Source organism: Sulfolobales archaeon, from assembly GCA_038897115.1.
In the GTDB taxonomy this organism is placed as follows: Archaea; Thermoproteota; Thermoprotei_A; order Sulfolobales; family AG1; genus AG1.
Map to the genome: position 1 here is coordinate 35625 of JAWAXC010000003.1, position 21707 is coordinate 57331.

A 21707-nucleotide genomic window follows, 5' to 3' on the forward strand; every position below is an offset into this window, starting at 1 on the left:
TATTAAAACACATATCATAAACATTAAACCCAAAACACTATAATTATCCCCTATAGCTGGAAAGCTTATCTTATAGCTATAAACACCTATAAAGCGAGGAAACAGATTCTATGTTCAGCATATAGAAGTAATTCATTAAAAACATAGGAATAATTATAAAGAATATATGTTAGTATGTTAGAAAACCTCCCCATCGGAATCCATGCTATCTAGATCTAGAGTATCTGCCGAGGCCATCGCCTCGCTAAGAGCTATGAAGCTGAAGATCTCTAGGGTTAGTAGAAACGGCAGTATCGATGCATATGCAGAGAGTATCTCGCTAGCCTCCTCCTCCATACCAGCCCTCCTAAGCTTCTCAGCTCTCTCAAGATCCCTCCTAGCTATATCCCTCCACTCATCAAGCCTAGCCCATGCCTTTGATGTGGGCTCATAGACCTCTCTCTTAAAGATAAGCCCCCTCATCCTCTTCTCAACCAATCCCTCAGCCTCGAGCCATCCCAAAACCTTGAGAACCTCCTCTATAGAGAGTCCCGTCATGCTCGAAACCTCCTCAGGAGATCTAGCGCCTCTAGCGATGGCCTCTAACACAGCATATCTCTCGGGCGTATACATAGAAACCCTAGAATATTATAATTTGCGTTTGCTTATAAACCTCACCTTAACATCTTCCCAGCTCTAGAATGGCTGGGGTGTAAAGGGCTATAAGCCCCATGGAGGTTGATCCATGTCTCCGAGCCTGTATGTGAAGCACGGGATGAAGCCTATACTCTCAACCTTAAAAGGGGGATTAGACAGAGTTGTAGATCTTTATTTATTAATCTTCATGATTACAGATTCTCGTGGATGTAACTATGGGGATTGCTGTTCGTGGCAGATTGGTTGTTATGGCTTTGACAATAGTTGTTGTGGTTGCTGTAGGTGTTGTTGGTTCGTATCTATATTCAGCCTGGAGGGGGCAGGGTAGTGCTATAGATAGGCTTATAATAGTTGTTAATCCCTTACCCCGTGATAGGGTTGCTGCTGAGGCTAGGGAGCTGGAGTCTTTCTTAGAATCTAGGCTTGGTATTGATGTTGAGATATATTTCCCGACGAGTGTTGCTGCGATTATTGAGTCTCTTAGATTTGGCCATGCCCAGCTAGCCCTTGGCATCGGATCTCTTCCAGCTGCCCTTGCCCTCTATGTTGCTGATGTTGAGATGTTATTGGTTGAGGTGAGGGAGGTTATAATAAACGATACAGTTGTTCACGCGCCTTACTATTATTCATACTGGATAGTACTCAAGGATTCTCAGTATAGGGGGTTAGAGGATCTGAGGGGGAGGAGGGCTTGCTTCCCGAGTGAGCTATCAACATCTGGCTATATATTCCCGATGTATAGGCTTGTGGAGCTTGGATATCTAAAGGCTCCGGCGGATCCTAGGAGCTTCTTCGGCGAGGTAGTCTTCGCAGGAGGCTATGCACAGTGTTGGGAGGCTCTGAGGAATGGGCATGTGGATGTAACCATCATGGCTGGCGATGTGCCTGCCAGCCTATATTGGGTGGCTATGAATAGCAGCAGGGTTCTAGAGATGCAGGGGCCTGTGCCATCCCATCTTGTTCTGATATCCAAAGGGCTTCCAAGTGATTTGAAGCAGAGGATCAAGAACGCCCTTCTAGAGCTTAATAACAAGCCAGATCTTATGAGGAAGTTTGTATCAGCTATCTTCATTAGATTCGATGAGAGAACCCCTGAGGAGCATCTAAAACCCCTTTTAAACGCCCTAGAAGCAACTGGTTTGAAGGATAGGTATCTCAGGCTATACACTAACACCACTAGATAGCGGGGCTGTGGATTGCTAGCACTAACCCAGAGCCCAGCTGTCGAGCTCAAAGGGGCTGTGTTTAGCTATGGAGATAAAAGGGTTTTAAATGGCCTGGATCTCGAGGTTTTCTATGGGGAGGCAATAGCTATTATGGGTAGGAGCGGTGTTGGGAAGACAACCCTCCTAAAGATCGTTGCAGGTCTTCTCAAACCGGAGAGAGGTGTTATTAGGATCCTCGGGTGTGATCTCTCAAACAAATGCTTCGATAATGTGAGGGGTAGGATAGCCTATATACCACAGACGCTTGGTCTCATAGAAGGTGGATCAGCACTCTATAACGTCCTACTGGCTAGGGCATATGAAAAGCCCCTAAGATTTATAACAGGGATCTGGGGTAAGGAATATATCTCCAAAGCACTAGAGGCTCTAGAGGCTGTTGGGCTGCTGGAGAAGGCTAGGGCTAGGGTTGAGAGGCTAAGCGGGGGTGAGAGGCAGAGGGTTGCGATAGCAAGGGCTATTTTCCAGGGAGCACCAGTTATTCTAGCTGATGAGCCAGTCTCCAACCTAGATTTCGAGAGTGCTAGGGATGTGGTGGAGCTTTTAACAGGGTTGAGGAAGAGGGGAGTTGCTATAGTAGCTGTTATGCATGATAGGGATCTAGCCCATAGATATTTCGATAGGGTATATATCTTGGAAGGTGGTGTTCTCAGGGTGCTATCATGAGGATCATAGTTGCTTTTCTCATACCAACCGCTATGCTAGCATATATCCTCGGCCTGATAGATCCTGGGCTCTGGGCTAAAGCAGGTCTAAATATATCTAGATTCATACCTCTCCTAGGGGTTAGAAATGATCTCTGGGGAGACGCTCTCACAGCCGTCTATGAAACCCTGATCATATCTGTCTTCGGAGTCTCCTGCGGAGTCCTCATAGCATATCTTCTCGCCCCACTTGCAAGCCCTCTCCTAACTCCTCGCACCATAGCCATCGCTGGAAGGATACTCGCCAACACAGCCAGGACAGTGCCAGCGATACTCTGGGCAATACTATTCGTAATACTTATAGGGCCAGGGGCAAAGGCGGGCGCGCTAGCTCTCGCAATATATACCTCGACATATCTAGCCAAGTTCTTCTACGAGACCCTCGAGTCTGTGGATAGAGAGCTACTCGATTCTCTAAAGGCCATGGGTCTCAGAGGATACACGCTAGCCTTCGCACTATACACACATATCAGGAGACAGATTATAAGCAGCATACTCTTCATGCTCGAATATAACGTTAGAACAGCAACCATACTAGGATTCGTAGGCGCCGGCGGAGTTGGATACTATATACTACAATATCTAAGCACCCTAGACTACCAAGCAGTCCTGACATTCGTCATAGCCACCATAGCCATCGTAGCAGCAATAGACACAACAAGCTATACCCTAAGAACCCGAATATAGCTCTAACTATCTATAAACTACTAGTTACAACTGAAAGCCTATTATAAATTACCTGATACTCTGCCCTATCCTGGGCGTTAGTTTCCTATATATGGCGTCGCCTAGGAGGTTAAGACCTGCAACTGTTATGAGGAGGAAGATCCCTGGGAATATTGAAATCCACCATGCTGATGAAATATATGGTTGTCCCTCATATATGATTCTTCCCCAGCTGGGTAGATTAGGATCTCCCAGCCCTAGATAGCTGAGGCCAGCTTCAATAACTACCGCATTTGCTACTTGGAGGATTGTATTGGCTATTGCTGGCTGTATAGATGCTGGAACAATATGTCTCACTATGATTCTCAAGCTGTTAGCACCTATAGCTTTTACAGCCTCTACATATGGTAGCTCTTTAACCACTAGCACCTGGGCCCTCATAATTCTAGCTGTGATCGGCCATGTTGTTAACCCTATTATTAACATGATCAACGCTATGTTACTTCCATAGATTGCTGCGAGGGTAACTGCTATGAAGAACGTTGGGATCACGAAGAATATATCTGTTATTCTACTAACTATAGTGTCCACGACACCACCATAATATCCCGCTACAGTTCCAAGTAGGATCCCTATGATGGCTGCAATACCCGCTGCCACGAAACCAACCATGAGCGAGACCCTAGCTCCCCAGATCACCCTGCTTAAAAGATCCCTGCCGAGATGATCTGTTCCTAGAGGATGCTCGGGGGATGGAGGGAGAAATCTAGGGAAATCTATTGAATCATAGCTGGGTATCGGTAGGTAGGGAGCTGAGAACCCCATACACGCGATCGAGAGCACCATAAGGAACCCCGCCAAGCCCTTTGAATCGCCTATTACCTCTCTCAAAGCCCTTATAAAACCATATATAAATGATAGAAGAGGTATATTTAGCAACATTCTCACCCCTTCTGAATCCTTGCCCTGGGGTCGAGGCGCATATAGATTAAATCAGTAATTAGGTTAGCCACAACAACCGATGAGGCAACTATTAGGTAGATACCCATTATCACTGGGTAATCCCTTGTCCTTATAGAGTCGAGGAGAAGCCTTCCAATGCCTGGCCAACCAAAGACATTCTCTATGAGCGCAGCACCAGCTACAGAGAAGCCCATATGTATCGCGAAGACCGTTATGGGCGGTAGGATCGAGTTTCTAAATATAACCCTTCTATAGATTTCATCCTCGCTAAACCCTATAGCTCTATATGTGTGAACATAATCCTCAGATGCCTGCTGAATCACAGTATCCCTCACAATTTTGAAGTAGAGTGGGAGTGTTATCATGGTTAGAGTTGCTATAGGTAAGATCGAGTGATAGGCTATATCGAGATATAGCCAGAAACCCTCTTTGGGATTTCTCACATCCATAAGACCTGAGACTGGAAGTAATTTAAGCTGCACACCAAATATCATCATCAGCACGATTCCAAGCCAGAACGAAGGCACCGACCAAAGAAACATGTTAGCAGTTGTAATAAGATTATCAGCCTTCCTACCCATCCTCCTAGCAGCATAGATCCCAAGTACTATACCTGCCGAAAAAGCCAGGAGATTCGAGACAACTGTGAGTGTGAGAGTAACAGGTAGCCTCTCGAGTATGAGGTCAACCACGGGCTCAGAATATCGATATGAGTATCCGAGATCCCCCCTTAACACGTTAGATAGATATATGAATAGCCTCTCATAGAGAGGTCTATCAAGCCCCCATCTATGTCTTAGATATTCAACAACATCGGGGGAGCTGATAGCTATATCGCCAGCTACGAACTGTACAGGATCCCCTGGTGCAGTTGATATTATGATGAAATTCAAAACAATAATAAAAAAGATCACGAGGATAGCTTGTAAGGTTCTCCAGATAATTAGCCTAGCTAGTCCCAGAAGCCCCACCCCTCCTCCTAAAGAGAAGGGCTGCGAGCACCGCAACAAGGATAACAGCTATAACAGCTATAATGACACCTATCGAGACACCTCCAAATTGTGCTGGTGGCGATGTAGTTGCCACTCCTCCTGGGCTTATCACACTTGTAGGCGAGGATATGGCCTGTGTCATTGTAGCTATTATAGTTGTTGTCGCCTGAGCAGGGCTTGTTGTCTGTGGCGATGTCACAGCGGGTCTCCCCTTATCCCACCAAACCCTTTCCAAAACATTTAGGCCCGCTACTCCTGGGAGTTGCCAGTAGAATCCATGCCACTCTGTTCTGTAGATAAAGAAGGCCACTAGATCTACTATCGGTAGATATGGCAGATCTTTAGCCATGATCTCCTGGGCTTTCCAATATAGCTGAGCCCTCTTCGCCGGGTCAGGCTCGGATGCCGCTTGATCTAGTAGCCTTCCAAACTCGGGATTCGAGTAGTTAGCCATATTGAGATATGCTCCAGGCCCGAACCTAGATCTCATGTTATCAGGGTCAGGGCCTTGGAAGCCATCTAGCATTGCTAGATCGTAGTCCCTCTGCTTAACAACTTTGTTCTCCCAAGCAGCTATCTCATACTCTTCGATCTTAACATCTATACCGACTCTCTTAAGCTGCTCCTTTATAACAGCAGCTATAGCCTCAGTCTGGGCCCCCTGGAATATTGTGAATCTGAGGACGAGCCTAGAGCCGTTTGGGGTGTATCTAAAACCATCGGGTCCTTTCTTAAAGCCAAGCTCGTCTAAAAGGGCCTCAGCTTTAGCGGGATCATAGCTTGGCAGTGACGCATTTGGGTTGAAAGCCCAGCTTATCACAGGTGTATACATCCCTCTAGCGGGATAGCCATATCCATTGAGGGCTTTCTCAACTATCTCCGAGGTATTTATAGCATATGCTATAGCAAGCCTTATCCTTATATCTGAGAGGAGCGGGTTAAGGAGGTTAAACGCTATATACCACCTACTTGGCACAGGCCTTATATTAACTATCAGTCCTGGGGTAGAGTTTATCCTCGGAATCTCAGAGGGTGGAGGTGGGTTGGTCAACCAATCCCCCTCTCCGGCTAGAAAGCTCTGAAGGGCTGAAGTAGCATCTGGTACTATTTTGAATACCACTCTGTCGATGCACGGCCTACCTTTGAAGTAATCTGGATTTGCCTCGAGCGTAACGTGGTCCCCTTTCACGTATTCCACGAATCTGAAGGGCCCCGTCCCAACTGGCTTGGTTAGAGCGGGGATTGATGGATCCATCCAGTCTTTATATTCAGTTTTATTGAAGATATGCTCTGGTAATATAAATGTGCCATACCATGCTAGGAAGCCTAGGAATGCTGGGAATGGCTCTGAATATCTAACAATCACGGTATAGTTGTCAGGCGTGTCTACAGAGACCAGCTTATCCATCTTGAGAAAACCATACATAACGCCCTTATACTTTTTAATCGCCTCTAGCGTGTACTTAACATCGGCAGATGTAAATGGATAGCCATCATGCCATCTAACATTTTTAACAAGGTGGAATATGAATGTACTTCCGTTTGGCGCTACCTCCCACGATGATGCTAGCTCAGGGATCACATTATAATTTACATCTAGATCTACTAGCTTATTATATATCTGGGAGGCTATAGCAAAGAGAGCATCGTCAACCTGTGAATCTGGATTAAAGCTCTTAGGATCGCCCCAGTGAATCACCACAAGAGTACCCCCTATCCTAGGGCATGAGATAGGAGCTAAAGCCCCCTGGGCCTGGGAGTATGTCTGAGGCATCATAGCCATGGCTATGACGAATAACATGGATATTGATATATATAGCACCCCCGATCCTTTTATTCTCTTCCCTGGCATCTCGTTTACCCGAAGAGCAGTAAGCACAAGGATAATATATTTTTTATCTCTAAACATCGATAATAAGGAGCGATTACCTCGTCTACCCCAATATAGATGGATCTGGATAGGCTATATCAAATACCTAAGAAGCGCTTTTACCTATATAGAGCATCGTATAGAGTCCCGCCGCTAGCTGAACCTTTACCAAATTCCTTATCTCTATAGGTCTATACTCTCTATTCTCTTCAAGCTGTGATAGTATCTCTTCAAATCTTCTCTCAACATCCTCTAGAATAGGTCTCAGCAGAGGCTTTATCCCATAGATTTTCCTTACCAGCCTGTAGAGCATGCCGAGACCTAATGCTGAGTAGAACTTAGAAACATACATATTATCAAAGACCTCGGCAACAGTTGCCCTCCTCTCTAGACTAGGATCTCTGAGGGCCCATATTCTCTGAGCCTCTATAGATTTAAGCCCTGTTTCAGCGAGGTACTCTATAGACTCAGCTAGTTTAGACTCTTCCGAGCAAGGATCCGTTGAGGCCAGCTCATCCCTCACCCTACTCCAGACCGAGCTTATATATCGATAAATCTCCTCTCTAATTTTAAGACCGCTAAGAATAGCTTCCCTCCTAGAGATCTCTTCCTCCCCTATATCATCTACTCTGGGATCATAGAAATATGGAACCTCCGTTACTAGCTCAAATACACAGGGATTCTTCTCAACAGCATAGTCATAGCTACTGCCCCCGTGCTTTATAATAGAAAGTGGATCTAGGCCCTGTGATTCGAGAAAGTCATAGTAATCCCTTAACCCAATCATCTTATAGATCGCCTTAGAAAGTCTCACAGCCCATGGAACCTCAGGCTCCCCCAGGCTTAGAGGTATTCCAAGGCTCCAGGGATATAGCTGGTAGATCGGATAGAGAAGCGGGGCCTCCCTAGATATGTAGTAATAGACACCGCCAAAGCCTGAGTTGTGGAGGCTATAGATAAAATCTGGTGCATAGCTATCTATAAGAGACATGAGAGCCCTTGTCTCAGGAGTTGGTTTTTCAAAGACATATTTTTTATACCTTATTGGGAAACTCCACTCAACCTGAACATTACCAGCAGGCCTATAGTAGTTCTTCGCATAGTTATTTATAGTAAAGGGCCCTTTTAACCAGCCCTCATTAAGCTTGAGACCATCTATATCGATGGCCTTGACTATTATAAAGGTAAAGCCAAGGATCTTTCTAAGCTCCTCATCCTCAGCCAACCTCTGGGAGAGGTAGTCAAGCATGAGAGTTCCAACAGGTTCGTTAGGGTGTGGAGCTCCGAAAAGCAGGGCTCTCTTAGAGCCCCCACTAATTACTATAGCCCTTATACTCCTTCCACACCTGGTAAACCCCACATCAACGATCCTCACAATATCTCTGTGCTCTCTAACCAGCTCCTCAGTCGATGCCTCTAACTCATCATAGCTCTTAAATCCCCCATACTCGGGAACACTTTTCAAAGCCCTCTCTATAGGATCTACATAGCTCTCCAACCTTGCCTCTAAATCCATCTTCAATCCTCTTCTAAAAATATCTCTCTAGCATAAAAATCGAAAAGATCAAGAATATATTGCTCAGCCAGCTCTTCTGAGGCTATTACATCTCAGTGCCTCGCTCCTCCAGTGGGTAGGATGTCGGTAGAAGAACCCTTTATTATAGAGGTTCTCCTCTGATTTTTTAGCTCTCCAATTTTATTTCCATTATCATATTTGCTAGAGCATAGCAATATATAGAGGTGAATGACAACAGCTTTGGTTTTTATGTGAAATATAACTACTATGGGGAGGAATTGTGGAGCGTAATATCGCTAATGTGCCAGTGGCTATAATTACTGGTGGAAGTAGGGGGATTGGAAGAGCCTCTGCTATAAAATTTGCAAAAGCCGGATACTATGTCTATGTTTTAGACATCATTTCAAGCGATGTTTGTCAAGAGATTAAGAAGAGTGGGGGTCTCTGTGAGTATATAAAATGTGATGTATCCTTAGAGAAGGATGTTGCAGAAGCTATAAACTATATATATAGTAAGCATGGAAGAATAGATGTTCTAGTTAATAACGCAGGACTTTTGATAATAAAGCCTGTAGAAGAGACTACATGGGAGGATTTTAGAAAATTAGTAGACATAAACCTCGGAGGTGTTTTCCTATTAGTGAAGCATGTTGCACCTATTATGAAGAAGCAAAGGCATGGAGTTATAATTAATGTTGCATCTACAGCGGCGCATAGAGGTATTCCGTATCATTCTATCTACAGTGCTACAAAAGGGGGTATTATATCTATGACAAGGGCCTTAGCCGTGGAACTCGGGTTATATGGTATAAGGGTTATCTCTATCAGCCCAAGCTCTGTAGATACGTATATGCTACGGCAGGAGGCGGCTGTTGCGGGTGTTAGCTACGAGGAATTTAAGAAAGAGAGAGCTGCATGGACCGCTTTAGGCAGAATCGCTTATCCAGAGGAAATAGCAGAGGTGATATTCTTTCTAGCTTCCTCAAGTGCCTCATATATAACAGGTGTCGATATACTAGTAGATGGGGGAAGAACTGCTAAATAAATTTAACCGGATAATAGCATATCATAACCTTAAACATTGTTTAATTTTATTGTTATTAATTTATAACTTAATTAAAAAGATATATTGTGGTAGATTCAGAGTGGGTTTAGAGGAGTATATGAGGTTTACGCGAAGAGCTATACTAAGTGGAGGTATAGGGAATGTAATGGAGTGGTATGATTTCGCTGTATATGGGTACCTAGCTACTACAATCTCAAAGCTATTTTTCCCATCTGAGGATCCTCTGGCTTCTCTGACAAACACTTTCCTAGTCTTCGCGGTAGGCTTTGCAGCTCGCCCCGTAGGTGCTATTGTGATAGGGCATTATGGGGATAGAGCTGGCAGGAGGAACGCCTTGATATTGACAGTCTTGCTCATGGCCCTCGGAACTATACTCCTGGGTTTAATGCCTCCCTACTCGGCTATCGGTTTATGGGCCCCCATAGGCGTGGCAATAGCTAGGCTAATCCAGGGCTTCTCAGCAGGCGGGGAGTGGGGAGGTTCAACGTCCTTCATGGTTGAATATGCTGGGGAAAGACGCAGGGGTTATATAGGGAGTTGGCAGCAAGTCACTGTGGCATCAGGGCTGCTCCTAGGATCCATAGCCGGAACTATTGTAAGTCTCCTTCCACAGGATCTAGTGTTATCCTGGGGTTGGAGGCTCCCCTTCATCATAGGCGGAGTGGCTGTCGGCTTAATAGGGTTCTATCTAAGGCTAGGTGTTCCAGAGACACCCAAGTTTGTAGAAGTCGAGAAGACGGGTCAGAAGAGCCTTTCACCTTTAGCTGACGCGATGAGTAATAATTATAAAGAGATACTGCTAGCTCTTGGCTTTACAATTATGTGGACGGTCACCTATTATACATTCCTAACATATATGCCGAGCTATGCTTCAGCTGTGCTTAAAATCAGCTCCTTCCAAGCTTTCTTATCCACTACTATAAGTTTGACAGCCTTTATAATATTGATCCCGTTATTTGGATATCTCTCAGATATATATGGAAGAAAGCCATTTCTAATAGCATCTTCAATAGGATTTCTAGTCTTAACATATCCTCTTTTATATATAAGCGGTTTCGGCTTTCAATATCTTCTGCTCGCACAGCTACTCATAGCCCTGATGCTTGCTATGTTCTCAGGTCCTGGACCGGCTGCTATTGCTGAGATCTTCCCTACAAGAGTGAGGTATAGTGGTCTATCAATAGGCTATAATATAGCTGTAGCTGGGTTTGGAGGTACAGCACCATATATAGCATCTCTCCTAATAGGCATCACTAATAACAGGTTAACTCCAAGCTTTTATGTAGTAGGAGCAGCATTAGCTACCTTGATAACCCTTCTCTATATAAGAGAGACGTATAGAGAACCTCTTAGGTGAGAATATGGATGCTCGGTATATAGCTGAGACTATAGCACGAGAAAAAGAACATTGGATCGAATTTCTACGCAGTATAGTTAATATTGACAGCAGCACAGATTACAAAGAAGGAGTAGATAGTGTAGGATCCATCATAGCTGAGGAGTTAAGGAGCCTTAAATTCGATATAAATATGATCAAAAATGATATATACGGAAATCATATACTCGCATGTAGGAACAGAGGTTCAAAACCAAGCATACTATTTGTAGGACATATGGATACAGTATACCCTAGGGGAACTGTTAAACATAGACCATTCACTATTAAAGATAACATAGCTTATGGGCCCGGTGTTCTCGATATGAAGGGAGGTATAATGGTTATGCTTTCAGCGCTAGATGCATTAAAAAACATAGATTCAAGATTTTATAAAAATGCATCAATATGTATTTTCCTAAATAGCGATGAGGAAATACTATCACCATCTTCAGCAGATAAGATCGATGAAGAGGCTAAACAAGCGGATCTGGCGGTTGTGTTCGAACCAGCCAGGCCTGGGGGAGGGTATGTGAGGAGAAGATGGTCTGTTGCTAGGGTGAAGATTACTGTACAAGGCATGTCAGCACATGCCGGATGGATATCACCTAGAAGGGAAACAAGCGCTGTGCATGAGTTAGTTAACAAGCTATCCACAATATTAAGTAACATAAAAAGCAAAGATCGTGTTCTCGTTAATATAGGTATTATAAGAGGAGGAGAGAGATTTAATGTCGTAGCACCATATGCAGAGGCTGAGTTAAGTATAAGGGCGCCTACTAAGGAAGAGGTGGAGGGGATCATAAGAGAGATAAGCCCCGTCGTGGGGAAAGCATCTACCGAGGAGGTTAACAGCTCTTTAAAAGTTATAACTCTGTGGCCACCTCTTCTAGATACAGAGAGAAATAGAAATGCTTTTAGGTACTTCCAGAAAGCTGCAAATGAGCTGGGGAAAGAGATCTTTGTGGTTGACAGCGGCGGCGGATCTGATGGAAACCATATATCACAATATACCGCTGTGGTTGATGGTGCTGGTGCATATGGTGAGAATCCACATAGTCCGCTTGAGTATATAGATATAGATAGGACATTTGAAAGAGCAGCTATAGCAGCTAGGGCCCTCGAACTATTCTATAAGGAATATATATCTCACGAATCAACACATGGTGGTGATTAAGATGTACTGGGTGAACCTATCCTTCGACTTTGATGCATACTCCCTCTGGATAGCTAGGGGGCTCACAAACTATACAAATCTATCTAGAGGGGAGTTCGCCTCAATAGGCGTTAAAAGGGTTCTAAAACTGCTTAGAGAATATAATATAAAGGCAACCTTCTTCATACCAGGCCACACAGCAGAGCACTTCCCCGAGGATGTAGGTATGATCAGGGATGAGGGACATGAGATAGGGCATCATGGCTATATCCATGAACCACCAGAAACGATAAACAATCCAGAGGGGGAGAGAAGGGTTATCGAGCTGGGGATAGATGCTCTTAAAAGGGTGGCTAACGTGATTCCAAGAGGATATAGATCTCCTTCATGGGCTCTTACAAGATATACACTCTCAATCCTTGAGGATCTTGGTTTTATCTATGACTCAAGCCTAATGGGAAATGATTACATGCCCTATAGACCTCACCTATACGTCTATGTGGAAGAAGGAGGGAAGATCGTGAAGGGCCCACTCTCGAGGCTCATAGAGATCCCCATCCACTGGAGCCTAGATGACTATCCACATTTCGAATACGTTAGATCCCCTAACTACATCTTACAAGGCCTTAGATCTGTAAGCGATGTTCTCGAAAACTGGACATTAGATTTTGAATATATGGTTAGAAATATAGATGAAGGGGTCATAACCTATACATTCCACCCAGAGGTCATAGGAAGGGGGCATAGAATGATATTTCTAGAGAGGCTGATAAAATACATAGTGGATCATCCAAGGCATAGGGAAATAGAGTTCAAAACGCTTGAAGAGATAGCAAAGGCCTATAGGAGGAGATTTAACATAGACTAATCTCTTCCTACCATGAAAGAAAAGTCCGCCTTAAGCAGAAGATTTGAAAAATATCATTTTATCAAGCTCTTCATCTAGTCTTAGGCATGCTACTCTATCTTAGTTAGAGTGGGATCCAGAGTGCCATATTCAATGAAGCACCAACCCAATATGAAGGGTTATCCATGGAATGTGCTTTTACGTGGGAGGCTATATACTGCGAAATCTATAGTTTAGGCTCGTATCTCCCATCGATAGCTGTCCAACCACCATCAACGTAAATCACGCTGCCCGTTATATATGAAGATGCTGGCATTGAGAGGAAAACGGCTACTGAGGCGATTTCCCTAGGATCTGCCCATCTTTTTAATATAGTTTTTTCTATGTATGCTCTGTACCACTCAGGATCTCTTTTTATCTGCTGGGTTAAAGGAGTATCTACAACACCTGGTGCTATAACATTGACCCTTATTCCCTGTTTTCCATATTCAGCCGCAGCTACCCTTGCCAGCTGTACTATTGCTGCTTTGGACGCAGCGTAGGGCCCCTGGCCAGGTTCCACGACTAGATGTCTTATCGATGAGATTATCACTATGCTCCCGTTTTTCCTCATATATGGGAATGATTCTTTCAGCAATATAAAGCAACCCCTTAGATTCACATTGATAACTCTGTCGAATTCCCCATATGTATATTCCTGAATAGGCTTTCTAATATTGATTCCAGGTACTATATATAGAGAGTCTATACCGCCATATTCCCTTTGAACAAAGTTGAGGAGAGATCTCACATCTTCTATATTGGTTATATCAGCTTTATAACCTTTAACACTATAACCCTTGCTTAATAGCTCCTCAACCACATTCCTAAGCCCCTCACCATTTATATCGCTAGCAACCACTTTTCCACCTAGTTCCGCATATAGCTCAGCAATAGCTTTTCCAATACCACCTGCAGCACCAGTTACCAATGCAACCCTACCCTCAACAGAAAATAGATCTCTAGCCCTCATAGACAAACCCCCACTCTCTGGGTCTGTTCATACCGTGCAGCTTTTTCTAAACATACTCTTTACCATTGCTATATGAGCCTAAAGTATGTGGCAACATATATTTTCGAGGCTTTCACAATATCTGATATCTCTATATATTCATCAGGTGCGTGGGGTGTTCCGTAGCCTCCTGGGCCGTATGTTGCTGCCTCAAACCCCCTCTGCAGATAGTAGATCATATCTAGGCCGTTAAAGCAGACCACCTTATCAGGCCTCCTCCCCATAATCTCTTCCGATGAATCCTCTATCGCCTTGAATATCCTAGCATTCTCATTAGCCACAGCAGCGTTTTGGGCTAGGAGGAGCTTTACCTCTGCATCGATGCCCATAGATCTAGCTATGTTTTCAACAAAGCTCTTGATCTCGTTCCAGGCTTCCTCAACACTCTCCTCAACTATGAGCCTCCTATCAAGGCTGAATGTAACCTCTCCTGGAACCTGGTTTATCTTATCCCCTCCCCTTAGAAAGCCTCCTATCATGAGGGTTGCCTTTGAGGCCTCTTCATAGTCATATCTATATCTACTCCTCTTAGACTCGATCTTAGGTACTAGCTCGTCAAACATCTTAACAGCAAGGCGGGAGGCCTTCTCAAAAGCGTTAATACCGAGCCATGGAGCAGCTCCATGAGCAGTTCTACCTCTAACAGTTACAAGCCCCCTTATCCTGCCCTTCTGACCTATATAGATCCTCTCAAGCCCTGTAGGCTCAGCAATTATAACATATCTCCCCCTCACCATATTATTCTCAACAACATACTGAGTACCTGTCTCACCACCTATCTCCTCATCAGGCACAAGGAAGGCCTCAACACCATAGCCCATAGCCTCTATAGGCTTCAACAAAGCAACCATCGAGAGAGCTATAGATGCTATACCACCCTTCATATCGCTAGACCCACGCCCATAGACCCTACCATCTATAACCCTAGGTTTGAAGGGTTCCGTAACCCTCCACCCAGGGCCTCCTGAAACTACATCATAATGGCCGTTGAAATGAATAAGCATCCTATCAGGATCACCAATCCTAGCGATAACAACATACCGAGGCTTACCCCTACCAACTTCAGGCAACCTAGGATCTGTATATTCGAGAGGGATCTGACGGATCTCAGAGGATATTCCATAGGAAGACAGAAATTCGCTAGCCAGCTTAGAAAACTCGAGATAATGATCGCCCTCAGGCGATATTGTTGGAATGGAGATCATATCTGTGAGAAACTTTAATATACTATTGATCTCCCGATCTATAATCTGGGCTGCCTGATCCTTTAACTTTGATATCTCGATATTCACCATGTCATACAGCCCAATAGAATGTTCTTTGAACCAAATATAAACAATAATCCATTATGGTTATATAGCTAATATATAGCAGAATAACTCTACACAAAATAATAAAATATTAAGATTATACAATGTCTAAATATATAATTAGTTAGAAATATTAGCTGTATAGTATACACTGCAACAGGAGGAATAAATATGACAAGCACTAATAGAAGGGAATTTTTAAAGTTTATTGGCGCAGGTGTCATAGGTCTCGCAATAGGTTCTGCCGCAACATATATACTTACACCCAGAGGAGCTGCGGAAAGAATAGTTGAAAGAACAGTTACAGCGACTACGACAATATCTACCCAGACTTTTCCTAAAGTCACATCACCAGTTACACCAGGTATCCCTTCTAAGCCAATAGAGCTTATAGATGTTGATGCTCGATCGGGACCCGGAGCACCCTTCACAGTTCCAGCAATAAATGCTAGAAAAATGGCTATCGACGAGATCAATAATAGTGGAGGTATTCTTGGTAGGAAGATAAACTATAGAGAATACGATGAGAATCAGGGAAGTCCGGATGCTGTTGCCAGGTTGGTTAGAAGCACTATTGATCAGTATAAACCTGATCTAATAGTTGGTCTAGGCATATCCTCAGATTGCTTGGCCGTGGCACCAGTTGTTGACGAGCTAAACACTATTACCTTTGTTCAATGTGCTACTAACCAGCTTTTGCAAGGAGGCAAAGTACCTAAATATAAAACAGTATTTAGGCCAATAGGATCAAATGCTGCTCTCGATGCTGTAGGGCTTGCATACTATGTTGCTAAGCACTTCCCGAATATCAAGAAAGTCGCTGGTATAAACCAGGACTATGCATATGGGAGGGATGAGTGGAATTTCTTCATAGCTGCTCTTAAAAAACTTAAGCCAGATATTGAGGTTGTGAACACGTGGTGGGTTCCCCTAGGAACATCTGACTTTAGAGCCCATATATCCCAGATAATGCAGGCAAAACCCGATCTACTTCAAACAAGCATATTTGGCTCAGATGCTGTTAACTTCATGAGACAAGCTATAGCTGCTGACTTACCCTCTAAGATACCGATAGCGTATGCTCATGCGGAATCCTTATTACATCTAGTACCAGAAATGCCTGATGGTATCATTATACAGGCAGCAGGGCCAGCCTATCCGCTTTACCCACCACCTAATATATATGGCAAGAACTTCTCCTTCGTTAACAACTATAGATCAAGATATAATGATTATCCACACTACTCCTCATACTATGCATATGACTCCATATATGCCTATAAATATGCTGTTGAGAGAGCATATTCTATCCTTGGGAAGTGGCCTGATATAGACGACCTAATAAAGGTTCTTGAGGAGCTAGCATTTGAAGGTGCTCAAGGCCTAGTCTATATAAAGAAAGACCACGACACTGGGGTAGGATCTCTGGTTGGAGTTACAAAGAGAGATCCTAGATATCCATTTGTTACACTAGATCCTAATAGCATAGAGCTATTTCCAGGATATTTGGTAACACCTCCCCCAGGAGTGTCTCCAGGTAATTGGATTAGCACCTGGTGATGAGGTTATAACAAATTGCTATCATATATAAATATTTTAGATGGACTTTACTATGCATCGATACTCTATCTCCTATCACTAGGTTTAAACCTAGTATTTGGTGTCTCAAAGCTATTGAATCTCGGACATGGATCATTCTATTCCTTAGGAGCATATATAACAGCATGGTTTATAGGCATAGCATTATCTTATTATAGACAGTCACAAGCATTATTGCTTATACCATATCTAGGCATAGCTATAGGGGCTATAGCTGTTGCCGCAATAGGTGCTCTTCTTGAAAAAACTATCATACGATTTCTATATAATATAACATTAGAAAGACAATTATTAGCCACATATGGAATACTTCTCATATTCTCAGATATTGAGAGAATGATATGGGGAGGTAATATATTGAGCGCTCCCCAACCAGTAGATCTATTGGGAAACATTAACGTTGGAGGATATTATTATCCGACATACTATATTCTCTTAATAATCATAAGCTTTTCTATTGGAATAGGTATGCATCTCTTCATATATAAAACAGATATTGGGATCCTAATAAGAGCTACATCATATGATAGAGAATTAGCTCCTGGCCTCGGAATTAATGTAAGGAGAGTAAGTACTGTAACATTTCTCTTAAGCGCTTTTTTAGCAGGACTAGCGGGATCCCTTATAGTACCCATAACCTCTGCAACATTAGGTATGGAGATAGAACCTCTTATACTCGCCTTTATAGTCTCAGTTATAGGTGGCCTTGGAAGTTTTTGGGGATCTCTTATCGGCTCTATATTGATTGGAGAGCTGAGATCTCTGGGGATAGCTCTCTTCCCGGAAATAGAGTTGGCAATAGTTTTTCTAATAGCTGCGATAGTGCTGGCTATAAGGCCAGAAGGTCTTCTAGGGAAAAGATATGGTAGATGAGTTATCAATGGTGGGTAGCCGTGGTGTCTACTAATTCATTTCGTTTTCTAAGGAGTATGCTAAAAGTAATTATGATATTTGTTATTTTTACAGCTTTATTAACAGTGCTACCTTATCTTCTACCTGACTACTATATAATAGTACTATCATATGCTCTATCTTTTGCAATAGCTTCTCTGGGCTTTAACCTATTACTAGGCTATACAGGGTTATTATCCTTTGGCCATGCTTCTTTCTTCGCTATTGGTGCATATACGGTAGCATTGATCGCGCGATATATGCCAAGGATCTATTCTTTAGAAATAGTAATACCTATAGCTCTCGGAGTTAGCGCTTTATCTGCAGCCCTCATCGGGGCTATATGCATTAGACATACCGAAGCTCACTTCTCGATCCTAATGTTGGCAATATCTATGATTATATACTCGCTTATATTCAAATTCTACAACATTACAAGAGGCTCTGATGGGCTTCCAGTACCAATACCAAAGATGCTCGGGTTATCACTATCAGAGATGCCAAGATCCGAGTACATAACAAGTATATTTTACTATATATTGATTAGTATATTTATCGCTTCTACATTCATAATGTACCTTATAGTCTCCTCACCTTTTGGCAAGGCTTTGCAGGCAATAAGAGATAATCCAGGCAGAGCTTATTTAATTGGAATAAATGTAAAGCTCTATAGGTATTACTCATTCATACTGTCTGGTATATACACCGGACTTGCTGGGGCTTTATGGAGTATAGTTAATGGATATACAAGTCCTGAAATAGCTCATTGGACCTTTTCAGGGGAGATAGCCTTTATGACTCTACTTGGCGGCTATACGTTATTTATAGGACCTATATTAGGTGCCATAATATATACTTTTTTAAAACTCTATGCTGTAATATATACACCATATTGGCTATTCACGACTGGAGTAGCTATTACAGCATTCTCACTATTGTTACCTAGGGGTATAGGAGGGGGTATCATGGACATATATAAAATAATGATATATAATAAGGAGGAGAAGAGAAAAGTGGTGGAGAAATATGTCCGAAAATGAAAAAACTTTGCTTAGAGTTATAGATATAAAGAAGTATTTTAATGGTATTAGAGCAGTTGATGGTATAAGTTTTACATTAGAACATAATGAAATCTTAGCTATAATTGGACCTAACGGGGCTGGTAAAACAACCCTTATAAATCTTATTAGCGGCTATATAATGCCAGATAGCGGAAAGATCGAATACCTTGGCAGAGATATTACCTATTTTCCATCATATAAAAGACTAGAGCTAGGGATTGCTAGAAGCTTTCAAATAGTTAGCGTATTTGATCAAATGTCGGTTATAGATAATATAAAAATAGCTATACTTTCATCGAGAAAAATGATCCGCGATATGATAGTTCCGGTAGATCTTTACATAGATATTGAAGAAGAAGCGATAAAAATCCTGAATATCTTTGGCCTATCACACAAAATAACATCCACACCTAAAGAGTTATCCGAAGGTGAAAGGAAGCTTCTTGATATAGCCATAGCCTATGCTACCAGACCAAGGCTATTGCTAATGGACGAGCCGACATCAGGCGTTGCTACGAAAGATAAGTTCAAGATTATGGATACCATCATAGGGGTGATTAAGGCTAGTAAATTATCATCAATTATAGTAGAGCATGATTTAGATATAGTATCTTCTTATGCAGATAGAGTATTAGTTCTTAGTGAAGGTAAAGCACTGGCTATTGGAAAACCAAGTGAGATACTTGAGAGCCCTATAGTCAAAAAAACTCTCCTTGGTGGCATATAAATGATCGCCCTTTCCGAAAGCCTGTTAAAAGTAGAAAGCTTAGAAGTATATATAGGATTTCTTCATATTCTAAGAGGAATAGATCTCGAGATAAACAGAGGAGAGATTGTATGTCTACTTGGAAGAAACGGTGCTGGGAAAACAACTACTATAAAAGCTATAATAGGACTGAGAAAAACAGCTAGAGGGAGGATCATGTTTGATGGAATTGATATAACGCATCTCCCACCTGAGAAAAGGGTCTTGATGGGTATAGGATATCAGCCTGAAGATGTCAAAATATTCCCCGATTTGACGGTTAAGGAAAATATAGATATACCGCTAATAGTAAGGCACGTTAGAGATAGGAATCGTGTTTACGAGACAATATATAAAATTTTCCCTGAAGTAAAAGATCTGCTTCATAGAAGAGGCAGCCAACTAAGTGGGGGTCAAAGGAAAATGGTAGCGATAGCTAGAGCACTAGCATATGATCCTAAAATAGTTTTACTCGACGAACCATTCGAAGGACTAGCCCCTATAGTTGTTAACAGAATTTTCAAAGCATTCCAAGATATGAGAAAAGAAGGTATTTCGATATTATATGCCGAATCAAATATAAGAACTATTAACATCGCCGATAAAGTATATATTATAGAAAGAGGAGAAATTATGTTCCACGGTACTCCTGAAGAAATAATGAGTAATGAACAAATATTAAAGATCGTTGGTAGATGAAAAGAAATATATAAGATTAGTAATAATTTATTAATAGTTATAGCAAAGAGTTATAGATGAAAGCTATAGACCTAATAAGATTTTGAAGTTACTTTAGATTTTTATTCTTCTTAAAATATCTGAACATAGAATTGATATCTTCCTGACTTTAAAAGAGCATTTTAATTATTAGAGTTATCTTTTTTTTTTATTTTATCTTTACTTTATATGACATGTTTTCTTCATCTCCGCTCGAAGCGAATTGTATATATATAGGTATATATACACCTTCTAGTAACTATACTTGGTGAAGATGTGTTTTGAGGAAGAGCCTAGCTATAGCTATTGGTGTTGTGATCATTATATTGGCTGTGGTATCTATGTATCTCATATATCCAGGACTTCTAGGCGGTCAGCAGATGTATGGGCTTCCCCAGACTCAGAGGACAACCAGTGCTCAGGTATCTAGAGAGATAGAGGTTGAGTTGGATGACTATTACTTCGAGCCCAAATCGATCTCGATCCCCCTTGGAGAGACTGTGAGGTTAGTGCTGAAGAATGAGGGGAGGTCAACGCATACATTCACAATAGATGAGCTTGGTATAAATGTGAGGCTTGCACCGGGAGAGACGAGGACTATCGAGATAACCCCGGATAAGGTTGGCAGCTATATATTCTATTGCATACCACACAGAGCTCTAGGGATGGTTGGGAACATCACAATAACATCGAAGAGCTAGCACCACAGTGTCTCTAAAAAATATTCTATAGTTTTTTCGGAACTATGATTATATTTTTATTTATAGGCGATGTGTAGTTAAAATATATCTTCCTAAGAATGTTTCTATTCTTTTAGCAAATCTTATGGATCTGATTGATAGTGATCGCAAACTATATGTAAATCTTCTCTATTATATCGGTTTCGTTATGTATATTTTACATATGATCTTTTTTCGTGAATATATATGCAAATGTATCGATATGAGGTTGAAGGTGGTGCGGTGTTAAACCTAGATCTTGGATCTACGATCTGGCTTTCCATAGGGGCTATACTGGTATTCCTCATGATCCCTGCCATAGGTATGCTTGAGGCGGGGCTTATAAGGAGGAAAAATGTTGTTAATGGGCTTATGAAGGGGCTTCTAGCAGTGATGATCTTCCTCCCAATATGGTTCGCTGTATATCCCATATATTATAGCGGCATCCTAGTAGACGGCTTCTACCCAACCACTAGCGATGCCGGTGTCCCCATCTATATCTATGGGTTCTTCATAGGGGTCTTCGGAGCAGTGACCCTTGCCCTCATATATGCTGGGATCCCTGAGAGAATCAGATTCGGCGGCTGGGTTATATTCTCA

General features: G+C 42.4%; 21 protein-coding genes. 14 read left to right on the top strand and 7 right to left on the bottom strand.

Features of this window, described 5'->3' with window-relative positions:
* Nucleotides 1–177: 177 nt before the first annotated feature.
* Complete coding sequence (locus QXE01_01055) at nt 178–612, bottom strand: hypothetical protein (GenBank protein MEM4969820.1); 435 nt, start codon at nt 610–612, stop codon at nt 178–180.
* Between the two features lie 239 nt (nt 613–851).
* Between QXE01_01055 and QXE01_01060 the strand changes: the two genes are divergently transcribed.
* The 3 genes from QXE01_01060 to QXE01_01070 are packed head-to-tail and all read left to right on the top strand — an operon-like array spanning nt 852 to nt 3250.
* Complete coding sequence (locus tag QXE01_01060) at nt 852–1820, top strand: PhnD/SsuA/transferrin family substrate-binding protein (GenBank protein ID MEM4969821.1); 969 nt, start codon at nt 852–854, stop codon at nt 1818–1820.
* Nucleotides 1821–1832: 12 nt separating this feature from the next.
* Nucleotides 1833–2525 carry an ATP-binding cassette domain-containing protein gene (locus QXE01_01065; GenBank protein MEM4969822.1) on the top strand — a complete coding sequence of 231 codons (693 nt, stop codon included), beginning with the start codon at nt 1833–1835 and terminating at the stop codon, nt 2523–2525.
* Complete coding sequence (locus QXE01_01070) at nt 2522–3250, top strand: ABC transporter permease subunit (protein ID MEM4969823.1); 729 nt, start codon at nt 2522–2524, stop codon at nt 3248–3250. Before QXE01_01065 ends, QXE01_01070 begins: the two co-directional genes overlap by 4 nt.
* 48 nt (nt 3251–3298) lie before the next feature.
* Here the strand turns inward: QXE01_01070 and QXE01_01075 are convergent, their stop codons facing one another.
* The 4 genes from QXE01_01075 to QXE01_01090 all read right to left on the bottom strand — a co-directional run bounded on the left by QXE01_01075 (nt 3299) and on the right by QXE01_01090 (nt 8552).
* A complete protein-coding gene (locus QXE01_01075; GenBank protein MEM4969824.1) occupies nt 3299–4171 on the bottom strand; it encodes an ABC transporter permease in 873 nt (290 codons plus the stop codon).
* 2 nt (nt 4172–4173) lie between these two features.
* Nucleotides 4174–5163: an ABC transporter permease gene (locus QXE01_01080; protein ID MEM4969825.1), complete on the bottom strand. Its 990-nt coding sequence runs from the start codon at nt 5161–5163 to the stop codon at nt 4174–4176.
* Nucleotides 5141–7036, bottom strand: coding sequence for an ABC transporter substrate-binding protein (locus QXE01_01085; GenBank protein MEM4969826.1), 1896 nt, complete (start codon nt 7034–7036; stop codon nt 5141–5143). Before QXE01_01085 ends, QXE01_01080 begins: the two co-directional genes overlap by 23 nt.
* Before the next feature lie 124 nt (nt 7037–7160).
* Complete coding sequence (locus QXE01_01090) at nt 7161–8552, bottom strand: M14 family zinc carboxypeptidase (GenBank protein MEM4969827.1); 1392 nt, start codon at nt 8550–8552, stop codon at nt 7161–7163.
* Between the two features lie 298 nt (nt 8553–8850).
* On the opposite strand from QXE01_01090, the gene QXE01_01095 reads away from it, so the two are divergent.
* The 4 genes from QXE01_01095 (at nt 8851) to QXE01_01110 (ending at nt 13035) form a co-directional block, all read left to right on the top strand.
* On the top strand, nt 8851–9615 hold the full coding sequence (locus QXE01_01095) for an SDR family oxidoreductase (GenBank protein ID MEM4969828.1): 765 nt from the start codon (nt 8851–8853) through the stop codon (nt 9613–9615).
* A 118-nt stretch (nt 9616–9733) separates the two neighbouring features.
* Nucleotides 9734–10993, top strand: a complete 1260-nt coding sequence (locus QXE01_01100; GenBank protein MEM4969829.1) for an MFS transporter — start codon at nt 9734–9736, stop codon at nt 10991–10993.
* A 4-nt stretch (nt 10994–10997) separates the two neighbouring features.
* On the top strand, nt 10998–12188 hold the full coding sequence (locus QXE01_01105; GenBank protein MEM4969830.1) for a M20/M25/M40 family metallo-hydrolase: 1191 nt from the start codon (nt 10998–11000) through the stop codon (nt 12186–12188).
* Between the two features lies 1 nt (nt 12189).
* On the top strand, nt 12190–13035 hold the full coding sequence (locus tag QXE01_01110; protein MEM4969831.1) for a polysaccharide deacetylase: 846 nt from the start codon (nt 12190–12192) through the stop codon (nt 13033–13035).
* 205 nt (nt 13036–13240) lie between these two features.
* Here QXE01_01110 and QXE01_01115 read toward each other — a convergent pair whose 3' ends face one another.
* Together QXE01_01115 and QXE01_01120 are read right to left on the bottom strand one after the other, a co-directional pair.
* Nucleotides 13241–14026 carry an SDR family NAD(P)-dependent oxidoreductase gene (locus tag QXE01_01115; protein MEM4969832.1) on the bottom strand — a complete coding sequence of 262 codons (786 nt, stop codon included), beginning with the start codon at nt 14024–14026 and terminating at the stop codon, nt 13241–13243.
* Between the two features lie 68 nt (nt 14027–14094).
* On the bottom strand, nt 14095–15360 hold the full coding sequence (locus QXE01_01120) for a M20 family metallopeptidase (GenBank protein ID MEM4969833.1): 1266 nt from the start codon (nt 15358–15360) through the stop codon (nt 14095–14097).
* A gap of 186 nt (nt 15361–15546) precedes the next feature.
* Between QXE01_01120 and QXE01_01125 the strand changes: the two genes are divergently transcribed.
* The 7 genes from QXE01_01125 to QXE01_01155 all read left to right on the top strand — a co-directional run.
* Entirely contained in the window at nt 15547–16935 is a 1389-nt protein-coding gene (locus QXE01_01125) for an ABC transporter substrate-binding protein (GenBank protein MEM4969834.1), read from the top strand.
* A gap of 15 nt (nt 16936–16950) precedes the next feature.
* Nucleotides 16951–17847, top strand: coding sequence for a branched-chain amino acid ABC transporter permease (locus QXE01_01130; GenBank protein MEM4969835.1), 897 nt, complete (start codon nt 16951–16953; stop codon nt 17845–17847).
* Nucleotides 17848–17918: 71 nt separating this feature from the next.
* A complete protein-coding gene (locus tag QXE01_01135; GenBank protein ID MEM4969836.1) occupies nt 17919–18905 on the top strand; it encodes a branched-chain amino acid ABC transporter permease in 987 nt (328 codons plus the stop codon).
* Nucleotides 18892–19653, top strand: coding sequence for an ABC transporter ATP-binding protein (locus QXE01_01140; GenBank protein ID MEM4969837.1), 762 nt, complete (start codon nt 18892–18894; stop codon nt 19651–19653). Before QXE01_01135 ends, QXE01_01140 begins: the two co-directional genes overlap by 14 nt.
* Nucleotides 19654–20370: an ABC transporter ATP-binding protein gene (locus QXE01_01145; protein ID MEM4969838.1), complete on the top strand. Its 717-nt coding sequence runs from the start codon at nt 19654–19656 to the stop codon at nt 20368–20370. It abuts the gene before it with no gap.
* A gap of 299 nt (nt 20371–20669) precedes the next feature.
* Entirely contained in the window at nt 20670–21089 is a 420-nt protein-coding gene (locus QXE01_01150) for a cupredoxin domain-containing protein (protein MEM4969839.1), read from the top strand.
* 261 nt (nt 21090–21350) lie between these two features.
* Nucleotides 21351–21707: hypothetical protein (locus QXE01_01155; protein ID MEM4969840.1), on the top strand; the 357-nt coding region annotated here is incomplete at its 3' end.